Here is a 21,886-nt window from a genome sequence, read left to right on the forward strand (position 1 = left end):
ATGCAATTTACGGTATACCGCAGTCGCGGCAGGAACGCCGCGTTTCCCTTTGTTATCGATGTTACCAGCGACATTATTGGTGAGATTAATCGCCGTATTGTTATTCCATTAACACCTATTGAACGATTTAGCCGTATTCGCCCACCAGAACGGCTTAACCCAATTCTTTTACTGGTAGATGGCAAAGAATATGTGCTCATGACGCATGAGACTGCAACTGTTCCAGTTAACGCGCTGGGAACGAAATTTTGAGATGCCAGCGCGCACCGAACGTTGATTGAAGGGGCATTAGATTTTATGCTCGACGGGATTTAAGACGCGACCGCCTCTCCTTCGCCCATATCCTTATGCCGGTTCGACGGCTGGACAAAATACTGTTTATCTTCCCAGCGCAGGCAGGTTAATGTACCACCCCAGCAGCAGCCAGTATCCAGCGCGTAAATACCTTCCGGTGTACCTTTGCCTTCCAGCGATGCCCAGTGACCAAAGGCGATGCTGTATTCTTCAGCGACAGGGCCAGGAATCGCAAACCACGGTTTCAGTGGGGCAGGGGCCTCTTCCGGCGATTCTTTGCTGTACATATCCAGTTGACCGTTCGGGAAGCAAAAACGCATACGGGTAAAGGCGTTGGTGATAAACCGCAGTCTTCCCAGCCCCCGCAATTCCGGTGACCAGTTATTTGGCATATCGCCGTACATGGCATCAAGAAAGAAGGGATAGGAGTCACTCGACAGCACCGCTTCTACATCGCGCGCGCACTCTTTGGCGGTCTGCAGATCCCACTGTGGCGTGATCCCGGCGTGGGCCATCACCAGCTTTTTCTCTTCGTCGATTTGCAGCAGAGGCTGGCGACGCAGCCAGTTAAGCAGCTCGTCGGCATCCGGCGCTTCCAGCAGCGGTGTCAGGCGATCTTTCGGTTTATTGCGGCTGATCCCGGCAAATACCGCCAGCAGATGCAGATCGTGATTGCCCAGCACCAGACGTACGCTGTCGCCTAAGGATTTCACATAGCGCAGAACATCCAGCGAACCCGGGCCGCGCGCGACCAGATCGCCCGTCAGCCAGAGGGTATCTTTCCCAGGGGTAAATTCTACTTTATGCAGCAATGCGATCAGTTCATCGTAACAACCATGAACGTCGCCAATAAGGTATGTCGCCATATTCTTTTAATGAATGAGTGTGGGAACGGCGAGTCGGAATACGGGAATGTCGATGCTGAAAGGGACGCCATTTTCATCGATCATTTCGTAGTGACCCTGCATGGTGCCCAGCGGGGTTTCAATGATTGCACCGCTGGTGTACTGGTACTCTTCGCCAGGCGCGATAAGTGGCTGGACGCCAACCACTCCTTCGCCCTGGACTTCGGTTTCACGGCCATTGCCATTGGTGATCAGCCAGTAACGCCCCAACAACTGCACTGGCGCTCGCCCCAGATTGCGTATGGTTACGGTATAAGCAAAAACGTAACGTTCATTATCAGGTGAAGATTGTGCCTCAATGTAGACGCTTTGAACCTGAATACACACTCGGGGCGAATTGATCATCGTTAACTCTCCTGCAAAGGCGCGTTCTCCGCCAGATAGTTCGCCATCTGGCAATATTGCGCGACAGAGATATTTTCCGCTCGCATCGCCGGGTCGATCCCCATTCCGGTTAACACCTCGACGCTAAACAGGTTGCCGAGGCTGTTACGAATGGTTTTACGACGCTGGTTAAAGGCTTCGGTGGTGATGCGGCTCAACACGCGAACATCTTTAACCGGGTGAGGCATCGTTGCATGAGGAACCAGGCGCACGACGGCGGAATCCACTTTGGGTGGTGGTGTAAAGGCTGACGGCGGAACTTCCAGCACCGGGATCACGTTGCAATAGTATTGCGCCATGACGCTTAATCGACCATACGCTTTGCTGTTCGGTCCTGCAACCAGACGATTCACCACCTCTTTTTGCAACATAAAGTGCATGTCGGCAATGGCATCAGTATAGCTAAACAGATGGAACATCAACGGCGTGGAGATGTTATAAGGCAGGTTGCCGAAAACACGCAGCGGCTGACCCATTTTCTCGGCCAGTTCGCCAAAGTTAAAGGTCATCGCATCCTGCTGATAAATCGTCAGTTTCGGGCCTAAGAATGGATGCGTTTGCAGACGTGCCGCCAGATCGCGGTCAAGTTCGATGACCGTCAGCTGGTCCAGACGTTCGCCGACCGGTTCGGTCAATGCCGCCAGACCGGGACCGATTTCGACCATCGCCTGGCCCTTCTGCGGGTTAATGGCAGAAACAATGCTGTCGATCACGAACTGATCGTTGAGAAAGTTTTGCCCGAAGCGTTTACGGGCTAAGTGGCCCTGGTGGACTCGATTATTCATTGGGTGTTAACAATCATTTTGATGGCGAGATTAAGCGCCGTAATAAAACTGCCGACATCGGCTTTACCACGTCCCGCTAGTTCAAGCGCGGTGCCGTGGTCCACTGATGTGCGAATAAAGGGCAGGCCCAGCGTAATGTTCACACCGCGCCCGAAGCCCTGGTATTTTAGCACGGGAAGACCCTGATCGTGGTACATCGCCAGCACGGCGTCGGCGTTATCGAGATATTTCGGCTGAAACAGGGTATCGGCAGGCAGCGGCCCGTTGAGTTTCATCCCCTGCACCCGCAGCTTGTCGAGCACCGGAATAATGGTGTCTATCTCTTCCGTACCCATATGACCGCCTTCGCCCGCGTGCGGATTCAGCCCGCAGACCAGAATGCGCGGTTCGGCAATACCAAATTTGGTCCGCAAATCGTGATGCAAAATAGCAATCACTTCGTGCAAAAGCGCAGGGGTGATAGCATCTGCGATATCGCGCAGCGGTAAATGCGTCGTTGCCAGCGCCACGCGAAGTTCTTCGGTCGCCAGCATCATCACCACTTTTTTCGCCTGCGAACGCTCTTCGAAAAACTCGGTATGACCGGTAAACGGAATGCCTGCGTCGTTAATGACGCCTTTATGCACGGGGCCTGTGATCAGCGCAGCAAATTCACCGTTCAGACAGCCATCACACGCTCGCGCCAGCGTCTCCACCACATAATGCCCATTTTCAACCGCTAACTGCCCCGCAGTGACAGATTCACGTAGCGCGACAGGAAGTAGCGTTAATGTGCCCGCAGTTTGCGGTTGTGCAGGGGAGGTGGGGGAATAAGGGCGGAGGGTGAGCGTCAAACCGAGCATCGCTGCCCGGTCGGTAAGGAGAGTGGCATCGGCACAAACAACCAGTTCGACCGGCCACTCACGCTGTGCAAGCTGGACAACTAAGTCCGGGCCAATCCCGGCGGGCTCGCCGGGAGTGATCACAACACGTTGGGTTTTAACCATTAGTTGCTCAGGATTTTAACGTAGGCGCTGGCACGTTGTTCCTGCATCCAGCTTGCTGCTTCTTCCGAGAACTTACGGTTCATCAGCATGCGGTACGCACGATCTTTCTGCGCCGCGTCGGTTTTATCGACATTACGGGTATCCAGCAGTTCGATTAAATGCCAGCCGAATGAAGAGTGAACCGGTGCACTCATTTGACCTTTGTTCAGGCGGGTCAGGGCGTCACGGAAGGCCGGATCGAAAATATCTGGCGTAGCCCAGCCGAGATCACCGCCCTGGTTAGCAGAGCCTGGATCCTGAGAGAACTCTTTCGCTGCGGCAGCAAAAGTCGTTTTACCACTCTTGATATCGGCAGCAATCTGTTCCAGTTTCACGCGGGCTTGTTCGTCAGTCATGATCGGCGACGGTTTCAGCAGAATATGGCGAGCATGAACTTCGGTCACCGAGATATTTTTGCTTTCGCCGCGCAGGTCGTTAACTTTCAGAATATGGAAGCCAACGCCGGAGCGAATCGGGCCAACAATGTCGCCTTTCTTCGCGGTGCTTAATGCCTGGGCGAAGATCCCCGGCAACTCCTGAATACGGCCCCAGCCCATCTGGCCGCCGTTCAGCGCCTGCTGGTCGGCAGAATGAGCAATCGCCAGCTTACCGAAATCAGCGCCGTTACGCGCCTGATCGACAATGGCACGCGCCTGGCTTTCCGCTTCGTTCACTTGATCAGAAGTCGGGTTTTCCGGCAGCGGAATCAGGATGTGGCTCAGGTTCAGCTCAGTGCTGGCGTCGTTTTGGTTACCCACCTGCTGCGCCAGGGATTCGACTTCCTGCGGCAGGATGGTGATGCGACGACGCACCTCGTTGTTACGCACTTCAGAGATAATCATCTCTTTGCGGATCTGGTTACGATAGGTGTTGTAGTTCAGACCATCGTAAGCCAGACGGCTGCGCATCTGATCCAGCGTCATGTTGTTCTGTTTCGCGATGTTAGCAATCGCCTGATCCAGCTGCTCATCGGAGATTTTCACTCCCATTTTCTGCCCCATCTGCAGGATGATTTGATCCATGATCAAACGTTCCATGATTTGGTGGCGCAGCGTCGCGTCATCAGGAAGCTGCTGCCTTGCCTGAGCAGCGTTCAGTTTTACCGACTGCATTAATCCATCAACGTCGCTTTCCAGCACGACGCCGTTATTGACGACGGCTGCGACTTTATCGACTACCTGGGGGGCAGCGAAACTGGTATTCGCGATCATGGCGATACCGAGAAGCAGCGTTTTCCAGTTCTTCATACTTTTTCCATTTCAATTAACCGCACTGCGGATTACGTGGTAAATCAACAAATCACAAAGTGTTTTGATACGGCAGAATGTTCGAACGCAGCATCTCTTGCGTACCCAGACCGTAGTTGGAGCTCAGGCCGCGAAGTTCGATGTTAAAGCCGATTGCGTTGTCATATACCGCATGTTGTTTATCGTTATCCCAACCGTTCAGCTTCCGCTCGTAACCGACGCGAATTGCATAGCAGCAGGAGCTGTATTGCACACCTAACATAGAGTCGGCTTGCTTGTTCGCATTGGTGTCGTAGTAGTAGGCCCCAACAATTGACCAACGATCAGCAATTGGCCAGCTGGCGACGGCACCTACCTGCGAAATACCATTCTTATATTGCTCAGCTGTGGAATAGTACTTAGGCAGCGTAGCCTGAATATATTCCGGGCTGGCGTAACGGTAATTCAGCTGTACCAGACGGTCTTCATCCCGACGGTATTCAATGCTGGAGTTACTGGTCGCTACGTTATCCAGACGTGTATCGTACTGAATCCCGCCACGCAATCCCCAACGCTCGGAGATACGCCAGTAAGTATCGCCTGCCCACACCAGTGAGCCCGTTTTGTCGTCATTCTCCCATGTTATGTTGTCATCGCCAGTGCGAGACTCCGTAAAATAGTAGATTTGACCAACGGAAATATTAAAACGTTCAACGGCAGCATCATCATATATGCGAGATGTGACACCGGTCGTCACCTGGTTAGCGGAGGCAATACGGTCAAGACCGCCGTAAGTCCGGTCCCGGAACAGGCCAGAGTAGTCAGATTGCAGCAGAGACGAGTCGTAGTTATAGATGTCGCTCTGATCGCGATACGGCACGTATAAATACTGCGCGCGCGGTTCCAGCGTTTGGGTATAACCCGGAGCCAGCATTTCCATATCGCGTTCAAAGACCATTTTGCCGTCAACTTTGAATTGCGGCATTACGCGGTTAACGGATTCGTCCAGCTTGGTTGTGTTTCTGGAGTTATACCAGTCAAGATTAGTTTGCTGATAATGGGTTGCCAGCAACTTCGCTTCGGTATTGATGCTGCCCCAGTTATTAGAGAGCGGCAAATTGATGGTCGGTTCCAGGTGAACACGGGTTGCTTCAGGCATGTCGTCTCTGGTGTTAACAAAGTGCACTGCCTGGCCGTAAATACGTGTATCAAACGGACCAACATCATTCTGGTAGTAGTTAACGTCTAACTGCGGCTCTGCCGAGTAGCTACTGGTGTTCTGCTCGCTGAAGACCTGGAACTGCTTGGTTGAAACGGTGGCATTGAAGTTTTGCACCGCATAGCCAACGCTGAATTTTTGCGTTGCGTAGCCGTCAGTACTGGAACCGTACTTGTTATCGAAATCATTGAAGTAGCTAGGATCGCTGACCTTGGTGTAGTCGACGTTGAAACGCCACACCTGATCCATGACCCCGGAGTGTTGCCAGTAGAACAACCAACGACGTGAACTGTCATCGTTCGGATGTTCATCTTCATAGACTTTATCTGAAGGCAGATAGTCCAGTTCCATCAAGCCAGCGCCCGCCTGGGAGAGGTAGCGGAATTCGTTCTCCCACATGATGTTGCCACGACGATGCATATAATGCGGCGTGATGGTGGCATCCATATTTGGCGCGATGTTCCAGTAATATGGCAGGTAGAACTCAAAGTAGTTGGTGGTGGTGTACTTGGCGTTCGGGATCAAGAAACCAGAGCGACGTTTGTCACCCACCGGCAACTGCAAATAGGGGCTATAAAAGATCGGTACCGGACCCACCTTAAAGCGGGCGTTCCAGATCTCCGCCACTTGTTCTTCGCGGTCATGAATAATTTCGCTACCTACCACGCTCCAGGTGTCAGAACCCGGCAGACAGGAGGTAAAGCTACCGTTATCCAGAATGGTATAGCGGTTTTCGCCACGTTGTTTCATCAGGTCCGCTTTACCGCGGCCCTGACGACCCACCATCTGGTAATCACCTTCCCAGACATTGGTATCTTTGGTGTTCAGATTCGCCCAGCCTTTCGGCCCTTTGAGGATCACCTGGTTATCGTCGTAATGGACATTACCGAGCGCATCAACGGTACGTACCGGCTCCGGTTGTCCTGGTGCCTCTTTTTGATGGAGCTGCACTTCGTCGGCCTGCAGACGGCTGTTACCCTGCATGATATCCACGCTGCCAGTAAACACGGCGTCATCCGGGTAGTCCCCTTTCGCGTGGTCAGCATTGATAGTCACGGGTAAGTCATTGGTATCGCCCTGTACCAGAGGACGGTCATAGCTTGGCACGCCCAACATGCACTGTGAGGCGAGGTCGGCTGCCAGTCCCTGTTGACTATAAAGGGCGGTGGCAATCATGGTGGCCAGGAGAGTGGGGATACGTTTTTTCATACGTTGATTTTATTGTTCCATCATCGGTAACGTTGCGCGTGACAAACGGTCAGAGACTAACGTACTCGTCATCTCTACGCTAGTGTTAATCCTGTCCGAATAGCGTCAGTGGTGTTAGGCACGGCATTGAATGACAGGTATGATAATGCAAATTATAGGCGATGTCCCACAATTGACCGCAGCCGGAAAACGGTAAAAGCACCTTTATATTGTGGGAGATAGCCCTGATATCCGTGTGTCGATTTGGGGAATATATGCAGTATTGGGGAAAAATCATTGGCGTGGCCGTGGCCTTACTGATGGGCGGCGGCTTTTGGGGCGTAGTGTTAGGCCTGTTAATTGGCCATATGTTTGATAAAGCCCGTAGCCGTAAAATGGCGTGGTTCGCCAACCAGCGTGAGCGTCAGGCGCTGTTTTTTGCCACCACTTTTGAAGTGATGGGGCATTTAACCAAATCCAAAGGTCGCGTCACGGAGGCTGATATTCATATCGCCAGCCAGTTGATGGACCGAATGAACCTGCATGGCGCTTCCCGTACTGCGGCGCAAAACGCGTTCCGGGTGGGAAAATCAGACAATTACCCGCTGCGCGAAAAGATGCGCCAGTTTCGCAGTGTTTGCTTTGGTCGTTTTGACTTAATTCGTATGTTTCTGGAGATCCAGATTCAGGCGGCGTTTGCTGATGGTTCACTGCACCCGAATGAACGGGCGGTGCTGTATGTCATTGCTGAAGAATTAGGGATCTCCCGCGCCCAGTTTGACCAGTTTTTGCGCATGATGCAGGGCGGGGCGCAGTTTGGCGGCGGTTATCAGCAGCAATCTGGCGGTGGTAACTGGCAGCAAGCGCAGCGTGGCCCGACGCTGGAAGATGCCTGTAATGTGCTGGGCGTGAAGCCGACGGATGATGCGACCACCATCAAACGTGCCTACCGTAAGCTGATGAGTGAACACCATCCCGATAAGCTGGTGGCGAAAGGTTTGCCGCCAGAGATGATGGAGATGGCGAAGCAGAAAGCGCAGGAAATTCAGCAGGCCTATGAGCTGATAAAACAGCAGAAAGGGTTTAAATGACCCTGTAAATGATGCTGAGTAACTGCCCACGATTAAAGGTGGCCGCCCTGGCGGTCACTTCTTTGAGAAAAGGCGTTTACTCAGAGTGGTGGACAGGCTCAATACACGGTTTACGGGAGGGTTTCTGTTGGTTTTATCGCGTTGACCCTGCTTAAGGTTGAGAACTTTACGACGAGCGGAATTATATTTTTACGTCTTAAAAATTAAAAACACATATCTGAATGAGCGATTTTTGAAAGTATATTTATTCAGAGCGCGCATCATGAGTTTTTAACTCAATGCGAGGCTATTACCATGAAAGTATCAGTTCCAGGCATGCCGGCTACACTTTTAAATATGAGCAATAACGATATTTATAAGATGGTGAGCGGGGACAAGATGGACGTGAAGATGAATATCTTTCAACGCTTGTGGGAGACGTTACGTCATCTGTTCTGGTCAGATAAACAGACTGAGGCTTATAAACTTCTGTTCAATTTCGTGAATAAAAAGGCTGGCAACATCAACGCCTCAAAATACTTTACTGGGGCTGTCGACGAGAATGAGAAAGAAAAGTTTATCCATAGTCTGGAATTATTCAATGAACTCAAAACATGCGCAAAAAATCCGGATGAGATGGTCGCAAAGGGCAAGATGCGCTGGGTCGCCGAGATCTACGGTGATATCGAGTTAAGTGTCACTTTTTTCATTGAAAATAAGGAGATATGTACTCAGACGTTGCAGCTGCATAAAGGCCCAGGTAACTTGGGCGTTGATCTTGGAGAGGCTTACCTTCCCGGCGTTGACATGAGGGATTGTTACTTTGGTAAAAAAACAATAATAGATAAAAAAGCCCTTTACTTGGAACCTGGGTGGAATGCTAACCTGGACGGTGCTATCCTGGACGGTGCTATCCTGGACGGTGCTACCCGCCTATATGCTGAGGTAATTATTATTAATAAAATCACCCCAAAAAAAATTGTTACTGAAGGAGTTGCTACTAAACAAAGTACTGCTGAAAAATTATTGCCAACGCAATTATTGAATGATCCAGAATAAGCTAAGGTTGAAGGGGCTGGAACGCCCCTTCAACCTTAGCAGTAGCGTGGGATGATTTCACAATTAGAAAGACCTGCATGATGAGCTAGAGAAGAGGCTGGTGATGCAAGGCGTCGTGCACGACGCGGATCACCGAGATGGGCATCGCCAACCAGACTGCTAATTAGCCCATGAATAACAATCAGAAAGGACCATAACAGACCCGATAAAATGAAATAATAGAGACGATCAACGGGTGAAGAAAAAGTTCAAAAATTCGCTGTGGAGCAGGAAGGGAATTACCGAATGGAAAGCGTAGCCACACGCAACAACTGAAAGCAGTTTGGCAGAAACAAAAAATCCCCGGACTCGGGGATTTATGTACAAGAGGCAGCCCTTAGGATGAGGGTATAAACGTACAGGAAAGGTTAAAAATCCGCTGGCGCTTTAAACGTCATACTATTGCCATACGCCGGATGGGTAATCGTCAACATCTCTGCATGTAGCAACAAACGCGGTGCCATCGCTCTCGCTTCCGGTGATGCATAAAAACGATCGCCGAGAATCGGATGACCCAGCGCCAGCATATGCACACGCAATTGATGCGAACGCCCGGTAATCGGTTTTAACACCACTCTTGCCGTGTTATCCGCCGCATACTCCACCACTTCATATTCCGTCTGCGCAGGTTTACCCGTTTCGTAACAGACTTTCTGTTTCGGGCGGTTTGGCCAGTCGCAAATCAGCGGCAGATCTACCAGACCTTCCGCAGGGGATGGATGCCCCCAGACGCGGGCCACATACTGCTTTTTCGGCTCGCGCTCGCGGAACTGGCGTTTTAACTCCCGCTCCGCGGCTTTGGTCAGCGCCACTACAATCACGCCGCTGGTAGCCATATCCAGACGATGCACCGATTCCGCCTGCGGATAATCACGCTGAATGCGCGTCATCACGCTGTCTTTGTGCTCTTCCAGACGACCCGGCACAGACAACAAACCGCTCGGCTTGTTGACCACCATAATATGGTCATCCTGATACAGGATAACCAGCCAGGGTTCCTGCGGTGGATTGTAGTTTTCCATCCCCATTTTCGGCTCCGTTACTGATGCGTTACAACGATCAAACGCAGGGCATCCAGACGCCAGCCTGCCTGATCCAGGCTTTCCATTACCTGCTGACGGTTGCTCTCAATGGCGGTCAGTTCGTCGTCACGAATGTTCGGGTTCACTGCACGCAGAGCTTCCAGACGAGACAGCTCGGCAGACAGTTTTTCGTCGGCTTCGTTACGTGCGGCATCAATCAGTGCACGGGCAGATTTCTCGATCTGTGCTTCACCCAACTGAAGGATAGCGTGAACATCCTGCTGCACGGCGTTAACCAGTTTGCTGCCGGTGTGACGGTTAACCGCGTTAAGCTGACGGTTAAAGGTTTCAAACTCCACCTGCGCCGCCAGGTTGTTGCCGTTTTTATCCAGCAGCATACGTACCGGCGTCGGCGGCAGGAAGCGGTTGAGCTGCAACTGCTTCGGAGCCTGGGCTTCGACCACGTAAATCAGTTCCACCAACAGCGTACCTACCGGCAACGCTTTGTTTTTCAACAGTGAAATCGTGCTGCTACCGGTATCGCCAGAAAGGATCAGATCCAGACCGTTGCGGATCAGCGGATGCTCCCAGGTAATAAACTGCGCATCTTCACGCGCCAGCGCCACTTCACGGTCGAAGGTGATGGTGATGCCATCTTCCGACAAGCCAGGGAAGTCCGGCACCAGCATATGATCGGACGGTGTCAGCACGATCATGTTGTCGCCGCGATCGTCCTGATTGATACCGATAATATCGAACAGGTTCATGGCGAAGGCGATCAGGTTGGTATCGTCATCCTGCTCTTCAATGCTTTCTGCCAGTGCCTGGGCTTTTTCGCCACCGTTGGAATGGATTTCCAGCAGGCGGTCACGACCTTGTTCCAGCTGTGCTTTCAGCGCTTCATGTTGCTCGCGGCAGTTTTTGATCAGATCGTCAAAGCCTTCGGTTTGATCCGGTGAAGCCAGATAGTTAATCAGATCGTTGTATACACTATCGTAAATAGTGCGTCCGGTCGGGCAGGTGTGCTCGAATGCATCCAGACCTTCGTGATACCAGCGCACCAGCACCGACTGAGCCGTTTTTTCCAGATAAGGCACATGGATCTGAATATCGTGCGCCTGACCGATACGATCCAGACGCCCAATACGCTGCTCCAGCAGATCCGGGTTGAATGGCAGGTCAAACATCACCATGTGGCTGGCGAACTGGAAGTTACGTCCTTCAGAACCGATTTCCGAGCACAGCAGTACCTGCGCACCGGTGTCTTCTTCAGCAAACCAGGCGGCAGCGCGGTCACGTTCGATAATCGACATGCCTTCGTGGAACACAGCAGCGCGGATACCTTCACGTTCGCGCAGTACTTGCTCCAGTTGCAGCGCAGTGGCAGCTTTAGCGCAGATCACCAGCACTTTCTGAGAGCGATGGCTGGTCAGGTAGCCCATCAGCCACTCAACGCGCGGATCGAAGTTCCACCAGGTGGCGTTATCACCTTCAAATTCCTGATAAATACGCTCCGGGTAGAGCATATCGCGAGCGCGATCTTCCGCACTTTTGCGTGCGCCCATAATGCCGGAGACTTTAATAGCCGTCTGATACTGCGTCGGCAGCGGCAGCTTAATGGTGTGCAGCTCGCGTTTCGGGAAGCCTTTCACACCGTTACGGGTGTTACGGAACAGCACGCGGCTGGTGCCATGGCGATCCATCAGCATGGAAACCAGTTCCTGACGGGCGCTCTGTGCATCTTCGCTGTCGCTGTTTGCCGCCTGCAGCAACGGCTCAATATCCTGCTCGCCGATCATCTCGCCAAGCATGTTCAGTTCGTCATTGCTCAGCTTGTTACCTGCCAGCAGCATGGCAACGGCGTCCGCAACCGGACGATAATTTTTCTGCTCTTCAACAAATTGCGCGAAATCGTGGAAACGGTTCGGGTCCAGCAGACGCAGACGGGCGAAGTGGCTTTCCATCCCCAGTTGTTCCGGGGTTGCGGTCAGCAGCAGAACGCCCGGCACGTGCTCTGCCAGTTGTTCAATGGCCTGATATTCGCGGCTCGGCGCATCTTCGCTCCACACCAGGTGATGGGCTTCATCGACCACCAGCAGGTCCCACTCGGCTTCACAGAGATGTTCCAGACGCTGTTTGCTACGACGGGCAAAATCCAGCGAGCAAATCACCAGCTGTTCGGTATCGAACGGGTTGTAAGCATCGTGCTGAGCTTCGGCATAACGCTCATCATCAAACAGAGCAAAGCGCAGGTTGAAACGGCGCAGCATTTCTACCAGCCACTGATGCTGTAAGGTTTCCGGGACGATAATCAGCACACGTTCAGCAGCGCCAGAGAGCAGTTGCTGATGCAGGATCATCCCGGCTTCAATGGTTTTCCCTAAACCCACTTCGTCAGCCAGCAGGACGCGCGGCGCGTGGCGGCGGCCAACATCATGAGCGATGTTGAGCTGGTGCGGGATCAGGCTGGTACGCTGACCGCGCAGGCCGCTGTACGGCATACGGAACTGTTCGCTGGAATACTTACGCGCGCGATAACGCAGCGCAAAGCGGTCCATACGGTCAATCTGCCCGGCAAACAGACGGTCCTGCGGTTTGCTGAACACCAGTTTGCTATCAAGGAAAACTTCACGCAGGGCTACGCCGGACTCTTCAGTATCCAGGCGAGTACCGATATAAGTCAGCAAGCCATTTTCTTCTTTTACTTCTTCGACTTGCATCTGCCAGCCGTCATGGCTGGTAATGGTATCACCAGGGTTGAACATCACGCGGGTCACGGGGGAATCACTGCGTGCGTACAGACGGTTTTCACCAGTAGATGGGAAAAGTAAAGTGACAGTTCGCGCATCCACCGCGACAACGGTTCCAAGTCCCAATTCGCTTTCTGTATCGCTGATCCAGCGTTGACCAAGTGTAAAAGGCATATGTGTTCGGCTCTATATCTTTAATTGCAGGCAATAACCACCCGCTACCGTGCTTATGAGGTAGTGGTGTTATTCAGGTCCAGGAATGGAAAGGGCGCTATGGTACTGGATGGCAAAGCATTCGTCACGCATCAAAATGGTATCTGGCGAACTCTTTTTTTGCTCAAAATAGCCCAAGTTGCCCGGTCATAAGTGTAGCAAAATTATCCTCAATAAAAGGGAGTATTCCCTCCGCCACGGGTTGTAGCTGGCGGGTCAGATAGTGTTCGTAATCCAGTGGTGAACGTTGGTAGTCCAGCGGCTCCGGGCCGTTGGTGGTCCATACGTACTTAATGGTGCCGCGGTTCTGATATTGCAAGGGGCGACCGCGCTTTTGGTTTTCTTCATCGGCAAGGCGTGCAGCGCGTACATGAGGCGGAACATTACGCTGATATTCGCTCAGCGGACGGCGAAGGCGTTTACGGTAAACCAGCCGCGCATCCAGTTCACCCGCCATCAGTTTGTCGATGGTTTCGCGGACGTACTCCTGATATGGCTCGTTGCGGAAGATACGCAGGTACAGCTCCTGCTGAAACTGCTGGGCCAGCGGCGTCCAGTCGGTGCGCACGGTTTCCAGCCCTTTAAACACCATCCGCTGTTTATCGCCCTCCTGAATCAGCCCGGCATAACGCTTTTTACTACCGGTATCGGCTCCGCGAATGGTTGGCATCAGAAAACGGCAGAAATGGGTTTCATACTCCAGTTCTAATGCGCTGGTCAGCCGTTGTTTTTGCAGCGTTTCTGCCCACCAGGCGTTAACGTGCTGCACCAGTGCACGACCAATTTTCGCCGCTTCTTCTTCCGAATGTGCGCCTTTCAACCAGACAAACGTTGAGTCGGTATCGCCGTAGATCACGTCGTAGCCCTGCGCTTCAATCAATGCTTTGGTTTGCCGCATGATCTGATGACCACGCATGGTGATCGACGACGCCAGGCGCGGATCGAAGAAGCGGCAGGCGGTGGTGCCAAGCACGCCATAAAAGGCATTCATAATGATCTTCAGCGCCTGCGAAAGCGGCTTATTACCCTGACGTTTGGCTTCATCGCGCCCGTGCCAGATGTTAGTCACAATCTCCGGCAGGCAATGTTTCTCCCGCGAGAACCAGGCGTCGAGAAAACCTTCGGTGCTGTGCTCTGGATCAGGCTGCGCCATGCCTTCCACCAGCCCGACGGGATCAATCAGAAAGGTGCGGATGATCGACGGGTACAGGCTTTTGTAGTCCAGCACCAGTACCGAATCATAAAGCCCTGGCCGCGAATCCATCACATAGCCGCCAGGGCTGGCGTGTGGCGGCACTTCGCCGAGATTAGGCGCGACATAACCAGCGCGATGCATTCGCGGAAAATAGAGATGACCAAACGCTGCCACCGAACCGCCGTGCCGATCCACCGGCAGGCCGTTCACCGTCGCTCGTTCGAGTAAAAATGGCATGATTTCAGTTTTGTGGAAGATCTGCGTCACCAGCTCGCAATCTTTCAGGTTATAAGTTGCCAGCGCAGGTTTATCTTCGGCGAAACGGCGGTCAATTTCGTCCATCCGATCCCACGGGTTATCGATAGATTTTCCTTCGCCTAATAACTCCTGAGCGACGGTTTCCAGCGAGAATGAAGAGAAATTCCAGAACGCGGATTTCAGCGCCTCGATACCGTCGATAATTAGCCGCCCTTTGGCCTGGGCAAAAAAGACGCCGTTTTTAAAGCCGTGCTCGCGCCACTCCAGCTCGCTGTTATCGCGCCCCAGCCGCAGCGGAATACGATAACGCTCGGCATGTTTTTGCAGCATTCGTAGATCGAATTGCACCACGTTCCAGCCGATGATCACATCAGGATCGTAGTTGGCAAACCAGGCGTTGAGTTTTTCCAGTAGCTGCGGGCGGCTGGCGACGTACTCCAGTTCGAAATCGAGCGCGGAGGCGTCGCCATTCTCTGGCCCCAGCATATAAACGATGCGCTGCCCGCAACCTTCCAGGCCGATGCAGTACAGCTCACCGTGGCGGGTGGTTTCAATATCAATAGAAACCCACTTGAGCGGCGGACGGTAGTCGGGATGCGGTTTCAGACGGGCATTAACGATAGCGCCATTGCGTATATCACCCTCGACCCACACCGGTGAGGTGATAAACCGCTCCATCAGATAGCGTTCTGGCGGGCGCACATCGGCCTCGTAGATGATAACGCCACCTTCACGCAGGCGCTTTTCGTAATTCATCAACTGGCGATGGGCGCGACAGTAAAGGCCATACACCGGCTGGCGATGAAAATCCTTTAACGCCAGCGGCGTCAGGCGAAAGCCTTGCTCACCCTGCAAAATATGCTGGGCGCGGGGAACCTGATCGGCGGGAATAAACGCCACGGACTCTTGCGGCGCAAGCGTAACCTGCAACGGCCCGTTGTCCGTCGCCAGCCAGAAGGAGACTTCTGTCCCTTGCGGGGTGTCCCGCCAGTGTCGGGTTAAGATAAAACCTGCCTGCGCCACGCTGAAAATCCAATAAAAAACCAGGCTTGATTATAGCCTGGTTTCGTTTGATTGGCTGTGGTTTTATACAGTCATTACTGCCCGTAATATGCCTTCGCACCATGCTTACGCAGATAGTGTTTATCCAGCAGCGTTTGCTGCATATCCGGTAACTGCGGAGCAAGCTGGCGGCAGAAAATCCCCATATAAGCGACTTCTTCCAGCACGATGGCGTTGTGCACCGCATCTTCGGCATTTTTGCCCCATGCAAATGGGCCGTGAGAATGGACCAGGACGCCGGGCATTTGTGCTGCGTCGATTCCCTGTTTTTCGAAGGTTTCTACGATGACGTTACCGGTTTCCCACTCATATTCACCGTTGATTTCTGCGTCGGTCATTTTGCGGGTGCAGGGAATGGTGCCGTAGAAATAGTCGGCGTGGGTGGTACCGGTTGCTGGAATCGACTGACCCGCCTGCGCCCAGATGGTGGCGTGGCGCGAGTGTGTGTGCACAATGCCGCCAATGGACGGGAATGCCTGATAGAGCAGCCGGTGAGTTGGCGTGTCGGAGGAGGGCTTTTTCGTTCCTTCAACCACTTCACCGGTTTCGATGCTGACCACGACCATATCGTCAGCGGTCATGACGTTGTAATCGACGCCGGAAGGTTTGATCACCAAGACGCCGCGCTCGCGATCAACGGCGCTGACGTTGCCCCATGTGAGCGTGACCAGGTTATGTTTTGGCAGCGCCAGGTTGGCTTCTAATACCTGGCGTTTGAGATCTTCTAACATGTTGACTCCTGAGAGGTCGTTTCCCCTCACCCCGGCCCTCTCCCCAAAGGGGCGAGGGGGAAAACAATGCCGGATGCGCTTTGCTTATCCGGCCTACAAATTCACAGCGTGTAGGCCTGATAAGACGCGTCAGCGTCGCATCAGGCGTTACACACCTGATGCGGCTACTTAGCGACGAAACCCGTAATACACTTCGTTCCAGCGCAGCGCGTCTTTAAACGCTGGCAGGCGGGTGTCGTTATCAATCACCGTGATTTCAATGTCGTGCATCTCGGCGAACTGGCGCATATCGTTGAGGTTCAGCGCATGGCTGAAAACGGTATGGTGCGCGCCACCAGCGAGGATCCACGCTTCGGAAGCAGTTGGCAGATCCGGTTGCGCTTTCCACAGCGCATTCGCCACCGGCAGTTTCGGCAGGGAGTGCGGTGTTTTCACCGTGTCGATGCAGTTAACCAGCAGACGGTAACGATCGCCGAGATCAATCAGACTGGCGACAATGGCCGGACCGGTTTGAGTGTTGAAGATCAGGCGGGCAGGATCTTCTTTACCGCCAATACCGAGGTGCTGAACGTCGAGGATCGGTTTCTCTTCTGCGGCGATCGACGGGCAGACTTCCAGCATGTGGGAGCCGAGCACCAGGTCATTGCCTTTCTCGAAGTGATAGGTGTAGTCCTCCATAAAGGAGGTGCCGCCCTGCAGACCGGTTGACATCACCTTCATGATGCGAAGCAGGGCGGCAGTTTTCCAGTCGCCTTCGCCCGCAAAGCCGTAACCCTGCTGCATCAGACGCTGTACGGCCAGACCAGGAAGCTGTTTCAGACCGTGCAAATCTTCAAAGGTGGTGGTGAACGCGTGGAAGCCACCTTGTTCCAGGAAACGCTTCATCCCCAGCTCAATACGCGCCGCTTCCAGCACGTTCTGGCGTTTTTCGCCGTGGATTTGTGTCGCAGGCGTCATGGTGTAGCAGCTTTCGTACTCATCGACCAGCGCGTTAACATCGCCGTCGCTGATGGAGTTCACTACCTGCACCAGATCGCCAACCGCCCAGGTATTGACGGAGAAACCGAACTTGATCTGTGCGGCAACTTTATCACCATCGGTGACCGCCACTTCACGCATGTTATCGCCAAAACGGCAGACTTTCAGATGACGGGTATCCTGTTTAGAGACCGCCTGACGCATCCAGGAGCCGATACGCTCATGGGCTTGTTTATCCTGCCAGTGACCGGTAACGACGGCATGTTGCTGACGCATACGCGCGCCGATGAAGCCGAACTCACGACCGCCATGTGCAGTCTGGTTCAGGTTCATAAAGTCCATATCGATGCTATCCCACGGCAGCGCCGCGTTAAACTGGGTGTGGAATTGCAGCAACGGTTTGTTGAGCATGGTCAGGCCGTTGATCCACATTTTGGCCGGGGAGAAGGTGTGCAGCCACACCACCAGGCCGGCGCAACGATCGTCGTAATTCGCGTCGCGGCAAATAGCGGTGATTTCATCCGGCGTGGTGCCCAGCGGTTTCAACACCAGTTTGCAGGGCAGCTTCGCTTCCGTATTCAGCGCATTAACAACGTGCTCGGCATGTTGGGTGACCTGACGCAGGGTTTCCGGGCCATACAGATGCTGGCTGCCAATTACAAACCACACTTCATAATTATCAAAAATCGTCATTGTCGTGTCCTTATAGAGTCGGAACGGCCTGGGCAGCCTGTGCCGGGGCGGAAGTTGGAAGATAGTGTTGTTCGGCGCTCATCGCCCATTGCTGATAGCGGCGATAAAGCTGTTCAAAGCGTTGTGCCTGTTCGCTGCGCGGTTGCAGGGTTTTCTCTACTGCACTGGCCATTTTTTGCTGGGCTGATGGGATGTCTGCGTGCACTTTCGCGGCGACGGCAGCGAAAATCGCCGCACCGAGCGCACAGCACTGGTCAGAGGCAACAATTTGCAGCGGGCGATTCAGCACGTCGCAGCAGGCCTGCATAATGACCTGGTTTTTCCGCGCGATGCCGCCCAGCGCCATCACGTTATTAACGGCGATCCCCTGATCGGTAAAGCACTCCATGATTGCGCGTGCGCCAAAGGCGGTGGCAGCAATCAAACCGCCGAACAGCAGCGGAGCGTCGGTAGCGAGGTTCAGATCGGTAATCACCCCTTTCAGGCGTTGGTTAGCGTTCGGTGTGCGGCGGCCGTTAAACCAGTCGAGCACCACCGGCAGGTGATCCAGAGACGGATTTTTGGCCCATGCTTCGGTCAGCGCCGGAAGCAGTTGTTTCTGGCTGGCGTTGATTTGCTCTTTCAGTTCCGGATGCTGGGCGGCAAGCTGTTCCAGCGGCCAGCCGAGTACGCGACCGAACCAGGCGTAGATATCACCAAACGCCGACTGACCTGCTTCCAGACCGATAAATCCAGGCACCACGCTGCCATCAACCTGACCGCAAATGCCTTTCACTGCCCGCTCGCCAACGCTCTGTTTATCGGCAATCAGAATGTCGCAGGTGGAAGTACCAATAACTTTTACCAGTGCGTTAGGCTGTGCGCCTGCGCCAACTGCGCCCATATGGCAGTCAAACGCGCCTCCGGAAATCACCACGCTTTCAGGCAGGCCGAGACGCTGCGCCCATTCCGGACATAAAGTGCCCACCGGAATATCGGCAGTCCAGGTGTCAGTGAACAGCGGGGAAGGTAAATGGCGATTGAGGATTGGATCCAGCTCATCAAAGAAACTGGCTGGCGGCAGGCCGCCCCAGCTTTCGTGCCATAGCGACTTATGCCCGGCGCTGCAACGTCCGCGACGAATATCCTGCGGGCGGGTGGTACCGGAAAGCAGAGCTGGCACCCAGTCGCACAGCTCAATCCACGATGCGGCAGATTGCGCCACGGCGCTGTCCTGGCGAGTCACATGCAGGATTTTTGCCCAGAACCATTCGCTGGAATAAATACCGCCAATATAGCGGGAGTAGTCAACGTTGCCCGCCGTGTGACATAAGCGGGTTATCTCTTCCGCTTCTTCAACCGCGGTGTGGTCTTTCCACAATACGAACATCGCGTTCGGGTTTTCGGCAAACTCCGGGCGCAGCGCCAGGACATTACCGTCCGCGTCAATCGGTGCGGGCGTCGAGCCGGTTGTGTCAACGCCAATCCCGACCACAGCTGCGCGCTGCTCGGCGCTAAGCTCTGCAAGCACGGTTTTCAGCGCCGCTTCCATTGACTCAATGTAGTCACGCGGATGATGACGGAACTGGTTATTTGGGGCATCACAAAATTGCCCTTTCTGCCAACGGGGATACCACTCTACGCTGGTGGCGATCTCTTCACCGGTGGCGCAGTCCACCGCCAAAGCTCGCACAGAATCACTGCCAAAATCGAGGCCAATTGCAATCGCCATCGTTTCACTCCATCCAAAAAAACGGGTATGGAGAAACAGTAGAGAGTTGCGAAAAAAAGCGTCAGGTAGGATCCGCTAATCTTATGGATAAAAATGCTATGGCATAGCAAAGTGTGACGCCGTGCAAATAATCAATGTGGACTTTTCTGCCGTGATTATAGACACTTTTGTTACGCGTTTTTGTCATGGCTTTGGTCCCGCTTTGTTACAGAATGCTTTTAATAAGCGGGGTTACCGGTTGGATTAGCGAGAAGAGCCAGTAAAAGACGCAGTGACGGCAATGTCTGATGCAATATGGACAATTGGTTTCTTCTCTGAATGGCGGGAGTATGAAAAGTATGGCTGAAGCGCAAAATGATCCCCTGCTGCCGGGATACTCGTTTAACGCCCATCTGGTGGCGGGTTTAACGCCGATTGAGGCCAACGGTTATCTCGATTTTTTTATCGACCGACCACTGGGAATGAAGGGTTATATTCTCAATCTCACCATACGCGGCCAGGGGGTGGTGAAAAATCAGGGACGAGAATTTGTCTGCCGACCGGGTGATATTTTGCTGTTCCCGCCAGGAGAGATTCATCACTACGGTCGTCATCCGGAGGCTCGCGAATGGTATCACCAGTGGGTTTACTTTCGTCCGCGCGCCTACTGGCATGAATGGCTTAACTGGCCGTCAATATTTGCCAATACGGGTTTCTTTCGCCCGGATGAAGCGCACCAGCCGCATTTCAGCGACCTGTTTGGGCAAATCATTAACGCCGGGCAAGGGGAAGGGCGCTATTCGGAGCTGCTGGCGATAAATCTGCTTGAGCAATTGTTACTGCGGCGCATGGAAGCGATTAACGAGTCGCTCCATCCACCGATGGATAATCGGGTACGCGAGGCTTGTCAGTACATCAGCGATCACCTGGCAGACAGCAATTTTGATATCGCCAGCGTCGCACAGCATGTTTGCCTGTCGCCGTCGCGTCTGTCGCATTTGTTCCGCCAGCAGTTAGGAATTAGCGTCTTAAGCTGGCGCGAGGACCAACGCATTAGTCAGGCGAAGCTGCTTTTGAGCACCACCCGGATGCCTATTGCTACCGTCGGTCGCAATGTTGGTTTTGACGATCAACTCTATTTCTCGCGAGTATTTAAAAAATGCACCGGGGCCAGTCCGAGCGAGTTCCGTGCCGGTTGTGAAGAAAAAGTGAATGATGTAGCCGTCAAGTTGTCATAATTGGTAACGAATCAGACAATTGACGACTTGACGGAGTAGCATAGGGTTTGCAGAATCCCTGCTTCGTCCATTTGACAGGCACATTATGCAAGCATTGCTGGAACACTTTATTACCCAATCCACCGTGTATTCATTGATAGCGGTGGTGTTGGTGGCCTTTCTGGAGTCGCTGGCGCTGGTCGGTTTGATTCTACCCGGTACGGTGCTGATGGCGGGGCTGGGGGCGCTGATTGGCAGCGGCGAGTTAAGTTTCTGGCACGCCTGGCTGGCAGGGATCGTCGGTTGCCTGCTGGGCGACTGGATCTCCTTCTGGCTGGGCTGGCGTTTTAAAAAGCCATTGCATCGCTGGTCATTTCTGAAGAAAAACAAAGTACTACTTGATAAAACTGAACATGCGTTGCATCAACACAGCATGTTCACCATTCTGGTCGGTCGTTTTGTTGGCCCGACGCGTCCGCTGGTGCCAATGGTGGCGGGAATGCTGGATCTCCCGGTGGCAAAATTTATTACGCCGAATATTATCGGCTGCCTGCTGTGGCCACCGTTTTACTTCCTGCCGGGGATTCTGGCGGGTGCGGCGATCGATATTCCAGCCGGAATGCAGAGCGGCGAGTTTAAATGGTTGCTGCTGGCGACGGCGGTATTTTTGTGGGTTGGTGGCTGGCTGTGCTGGCGGTTATGGCGCAGCGGTAAAGCAACCGATCGTTTAAGTCATTATTTGTCGCGCGGTCGTTTGTTGTGGCTGACGCCGTTGATTTCTGCCGTCGGTGTAGTGGCGCTGGTGGTGTTAATTCGCCACCCGTTGATGCCGATGTATATCGATATTTTGCGTAAAGTGGTTGGGGGTTAGGGGATAGCCTTG

16 protein-coding genes and 2 pseudogenes are annotated in these 21,886 nt (G+C 53.4%); 5 read left to right on the forward strand and 13 right to left on the reverse strand.

Annotated elements, in window-relative coordinates; all coding sequences use genetic code 11:
• Positions 1-315 (forward strand): annotated as a pseudogene (locus ACJHWK_RS06185) (CcdB family protein).
• Here the strand turns inward: ACJHWK_RS06185 and apaH are convergent.
• Genes apaH through lptD form a run of 6 tightly spaced genes read right to left on the reverse strand, consistent with a single transcriptional unit; the run spans position 312 to position 7,047 of the window.
• The gene (gene apaH, locus ACJHWK_RS06190) at positions 312-1,160 is read right to left on the reverse strand and encodes a bis(5'-nucleosyl)-tetraphosphatase (symmetrical) ApaH (RefSeq protein ID WP_000257196.1); all 849 of its coding nucleotides are present in this window, start codon (positions 1,158-1,160) and stop codon (positions 312-314) included. The pseudogene ACJHWK_RS06185 and the gene apaH overlap by 4 nt on opposite strands.
• 6 nt (positions 1,161-1,166) lie before the next feature.
• A complete protein-coding gene (apaG, locus tag ACJHWK_RS06195; protein WP_000610901.1) occupies positions 1,167-1,544 on the reverse strand; it encodes a Co2+/Mg2+ efflux protein ApaG in 378 nt (125 codons plus the stop codon).
• Positions 1,545-1,546: 2 nt separating this feature from the next.
• A complete protein-coding gene (gene rsmA / locus ACJHWK_RS06200) occupies positions 1,547-2,368 on the reverse strand; it encodes a 16S rRNA (adenine(1518)-N(6)/adenine(1519)-N(6))-dimethyltransferase RsmA (protein ID WP_001065381.1) in 822 nt (273 codons plus the stop codon).
• Positions 2,365-3,354 (reverse strand): 4-hydroxythreonine-4-phosphate dehydrogenase PdxA, encoded by a 990-nt coding sequence (gene pdxA, locus ACJHWK_RS06205; RefSeq protein ID WP_001520462.1) that lies wholly within the window; start codon positions 3,352-3,354, stop codon positions 2,365-2,367. Before pdxA ends, rsmA begins: the two co-directional genes overlap by 4 nt.
• Positions 3,354-4,640: a peptidylprolyl isomerase SurA gene (surA, locus tag ACJHWK_RS06210; protein ID WP_000800457.1), complete on the reverse strand. Its 1,287-nt coding sequence runs from the start codon at positions 4,638-4,640 to the stop codon at positions 3,354-3,356. Before surA ends, pdxA begins: the two co-directional genes overlap by 1 nt.
• A 52-nt stretch (positions 4,641-4,692) precedes the next feature.
• The gene (lptD, locus tag ACJHWK_RS06215; protein ID WP_000746156.1) at positions 4,693-7,047 is read right to left on the reverse strand and encodes an LPS assembly protein LptD; all 2,355 of its coding nucleotides are present in this window, start codon (positions 7,045-7,047) and stop codon (positions 4,693-4,695) included.
• A 254-nt stretch (positions 7,048-7,301) separates the two neighbouring features.
• On the opposite strand from lptD, the gene djlA reads away from it, so the two are divergent.
• Together djlA and espY1 are read left to right on the forward strand one after the other, a co-directional pair.
• A complete protein-coding gene (djlA, locus tag ACJHWK_RS06220; RefSeq protein WP_001200573.1) occupies positions 7,302-8,117 on the forward strand; it encodes a co-chaperone DjlA in 816 nt (271 codons plus the stop codon).
• Between the two features lie 294 nt (positions 8,118-8,411).
• Complete coding sequence (gene espY1, locus ACJHWK_RS06225) at positions 8,412-9,155, forward strand: T3SS effector EspY1 (RefSeq protein WP_248520425.1); 744 nt, start codon at positions 8,412-8,414, stop codon at positions 9,153-9,155.
• A 16-nt stretch (positions 9,156-9,171) separates the two neighbouring features.
• On the opposite strand, the pseudogene ACJHWK_RS06230 reads toward espY1, so the two are convergent.
• The 7 genes and pseudogenes from ACJHWK_RS06230 to araB form a co-directional block, all read right to left on the reverse strand.
• Positions 9,172-9,350 (reverse strand): annotated as a pseudogene (locus tag ACJHWK_RS06230) (transposase DNA-binding-containing protein); the annotation flags it as partial.
• 212 nt (positions 9,351-9,562) lie between these two features.
• A complete protein-coding gene (rluA, locus tag ACJHWK_RS06235; RefSeq protein ID WP_000525176.1) occupies positions 9,563-10,222 on the reverse strand; it encodes a bifunctional tRNA pseudouridine(32) synthase/23S rRNA pseudouridine(746) synthase RluA in 660 nt (219 codons plus the stop codon).
• Between the two features lie 11 nt (positions 10,223-10,233).
• On the reverse strand, positions 10,234-13,140 hold the full coding sequence (gene rapA, locus ACJHWK_RS06240) for an RNA polymerase-associated protein RapA (RefSeq protein WP_001117011.1): 2,907 nt from the start codon (positions 13,138-13,140) through the stop codon (positions 10,234-10,236).
• Positions 13,141-13,303: 163 nt separating this feature from the next.
• Complete coding sequence (polB, locus tag ACJHWK_RS06245) at positions 13,304-15,655, reverse strand: DNA polymerase II (RefSeq protein ID WP_001520465.1); 2,352 nt, start codon at positions 15,653-15,655, stop codon at positions 13,304-13,306.
• 74 nt (positions 15,656-15,729) lie between these two features.
• On the reverse strand, positions 15,730-16,425 hold the full coding sequence (gene araD / locus ACJHWK_RS06250; RefSeq protein WP_000888679.1) for an L-ribulose-5-phosphate 4-epimerase: 696 nt from the start codon (positions 16,423-16,425) through the stop codon (positions 15,730-15,732).
• Positions 16,426-16,593: 168 nt separating this feature from the next.
• Positions 16,594-18,096: an L-arabinose isomerase gene (gene araA / locus ACJHWK_RS06255; RefSeq protein ID WP_001520466.1), complete on the reverse strand. Its 1,503-nt coding sequence runs from the start codon at positions 18,094-18,096 to the stop codon at positions 16,594-16,596.
• 10 nt (positions 18,097-18,106) lie between these two features.
• Positions 18,107-19,807: a ribulokinase gene (araB, locus tag ACJHWK_RS06260; RefSeq protein WP_001520467.1), complete on the reverse strand. Its 1,701-nt coding sequence runs from the start codon at positions 19,805-19,807 to the stop codon at positions 18,107-18,109.
• Between the two features lie 338 nt (positions 19,808-20,145).
• Here araB and araC point away from each other — a divergent pair, with 338 nt between their 5' ends.
• On the forward strand, positions 20,146-21,024 hold the full coding sequence (gene araC / locus ACJHWK_RS06265) for an arabinose operon transcriptional regulator AraC (RefSeq protein WP_001300811.1): 879 nt from the start codon (positions 20,146-20,148) through the stop codon (positions 21,022-21,024).
• Between the two features lie 85 nt (positions 21,025-21,109).
• Complete coding sequence (locus ACJHWK_RS06270) at positions 21,110-21,874, forward strand: DedA family protein (protein WP_170886332.1); 765 nt, start codon at positions 21,110-21,112, stop codon at positions 21,872-21,874.
• Positions 21,875-21,886 lie beyond the last annotated feature (12 nt).

It is taken from the genome of Escherichia sp. WS547 (assembly GCF_046486065.1).
Lineage (GTDB): Bacteria > Pseudomonadota > Gammaproteobacteria > Enterobacterales > Enterobacteriaceae > Escherichia > Escherichia coli.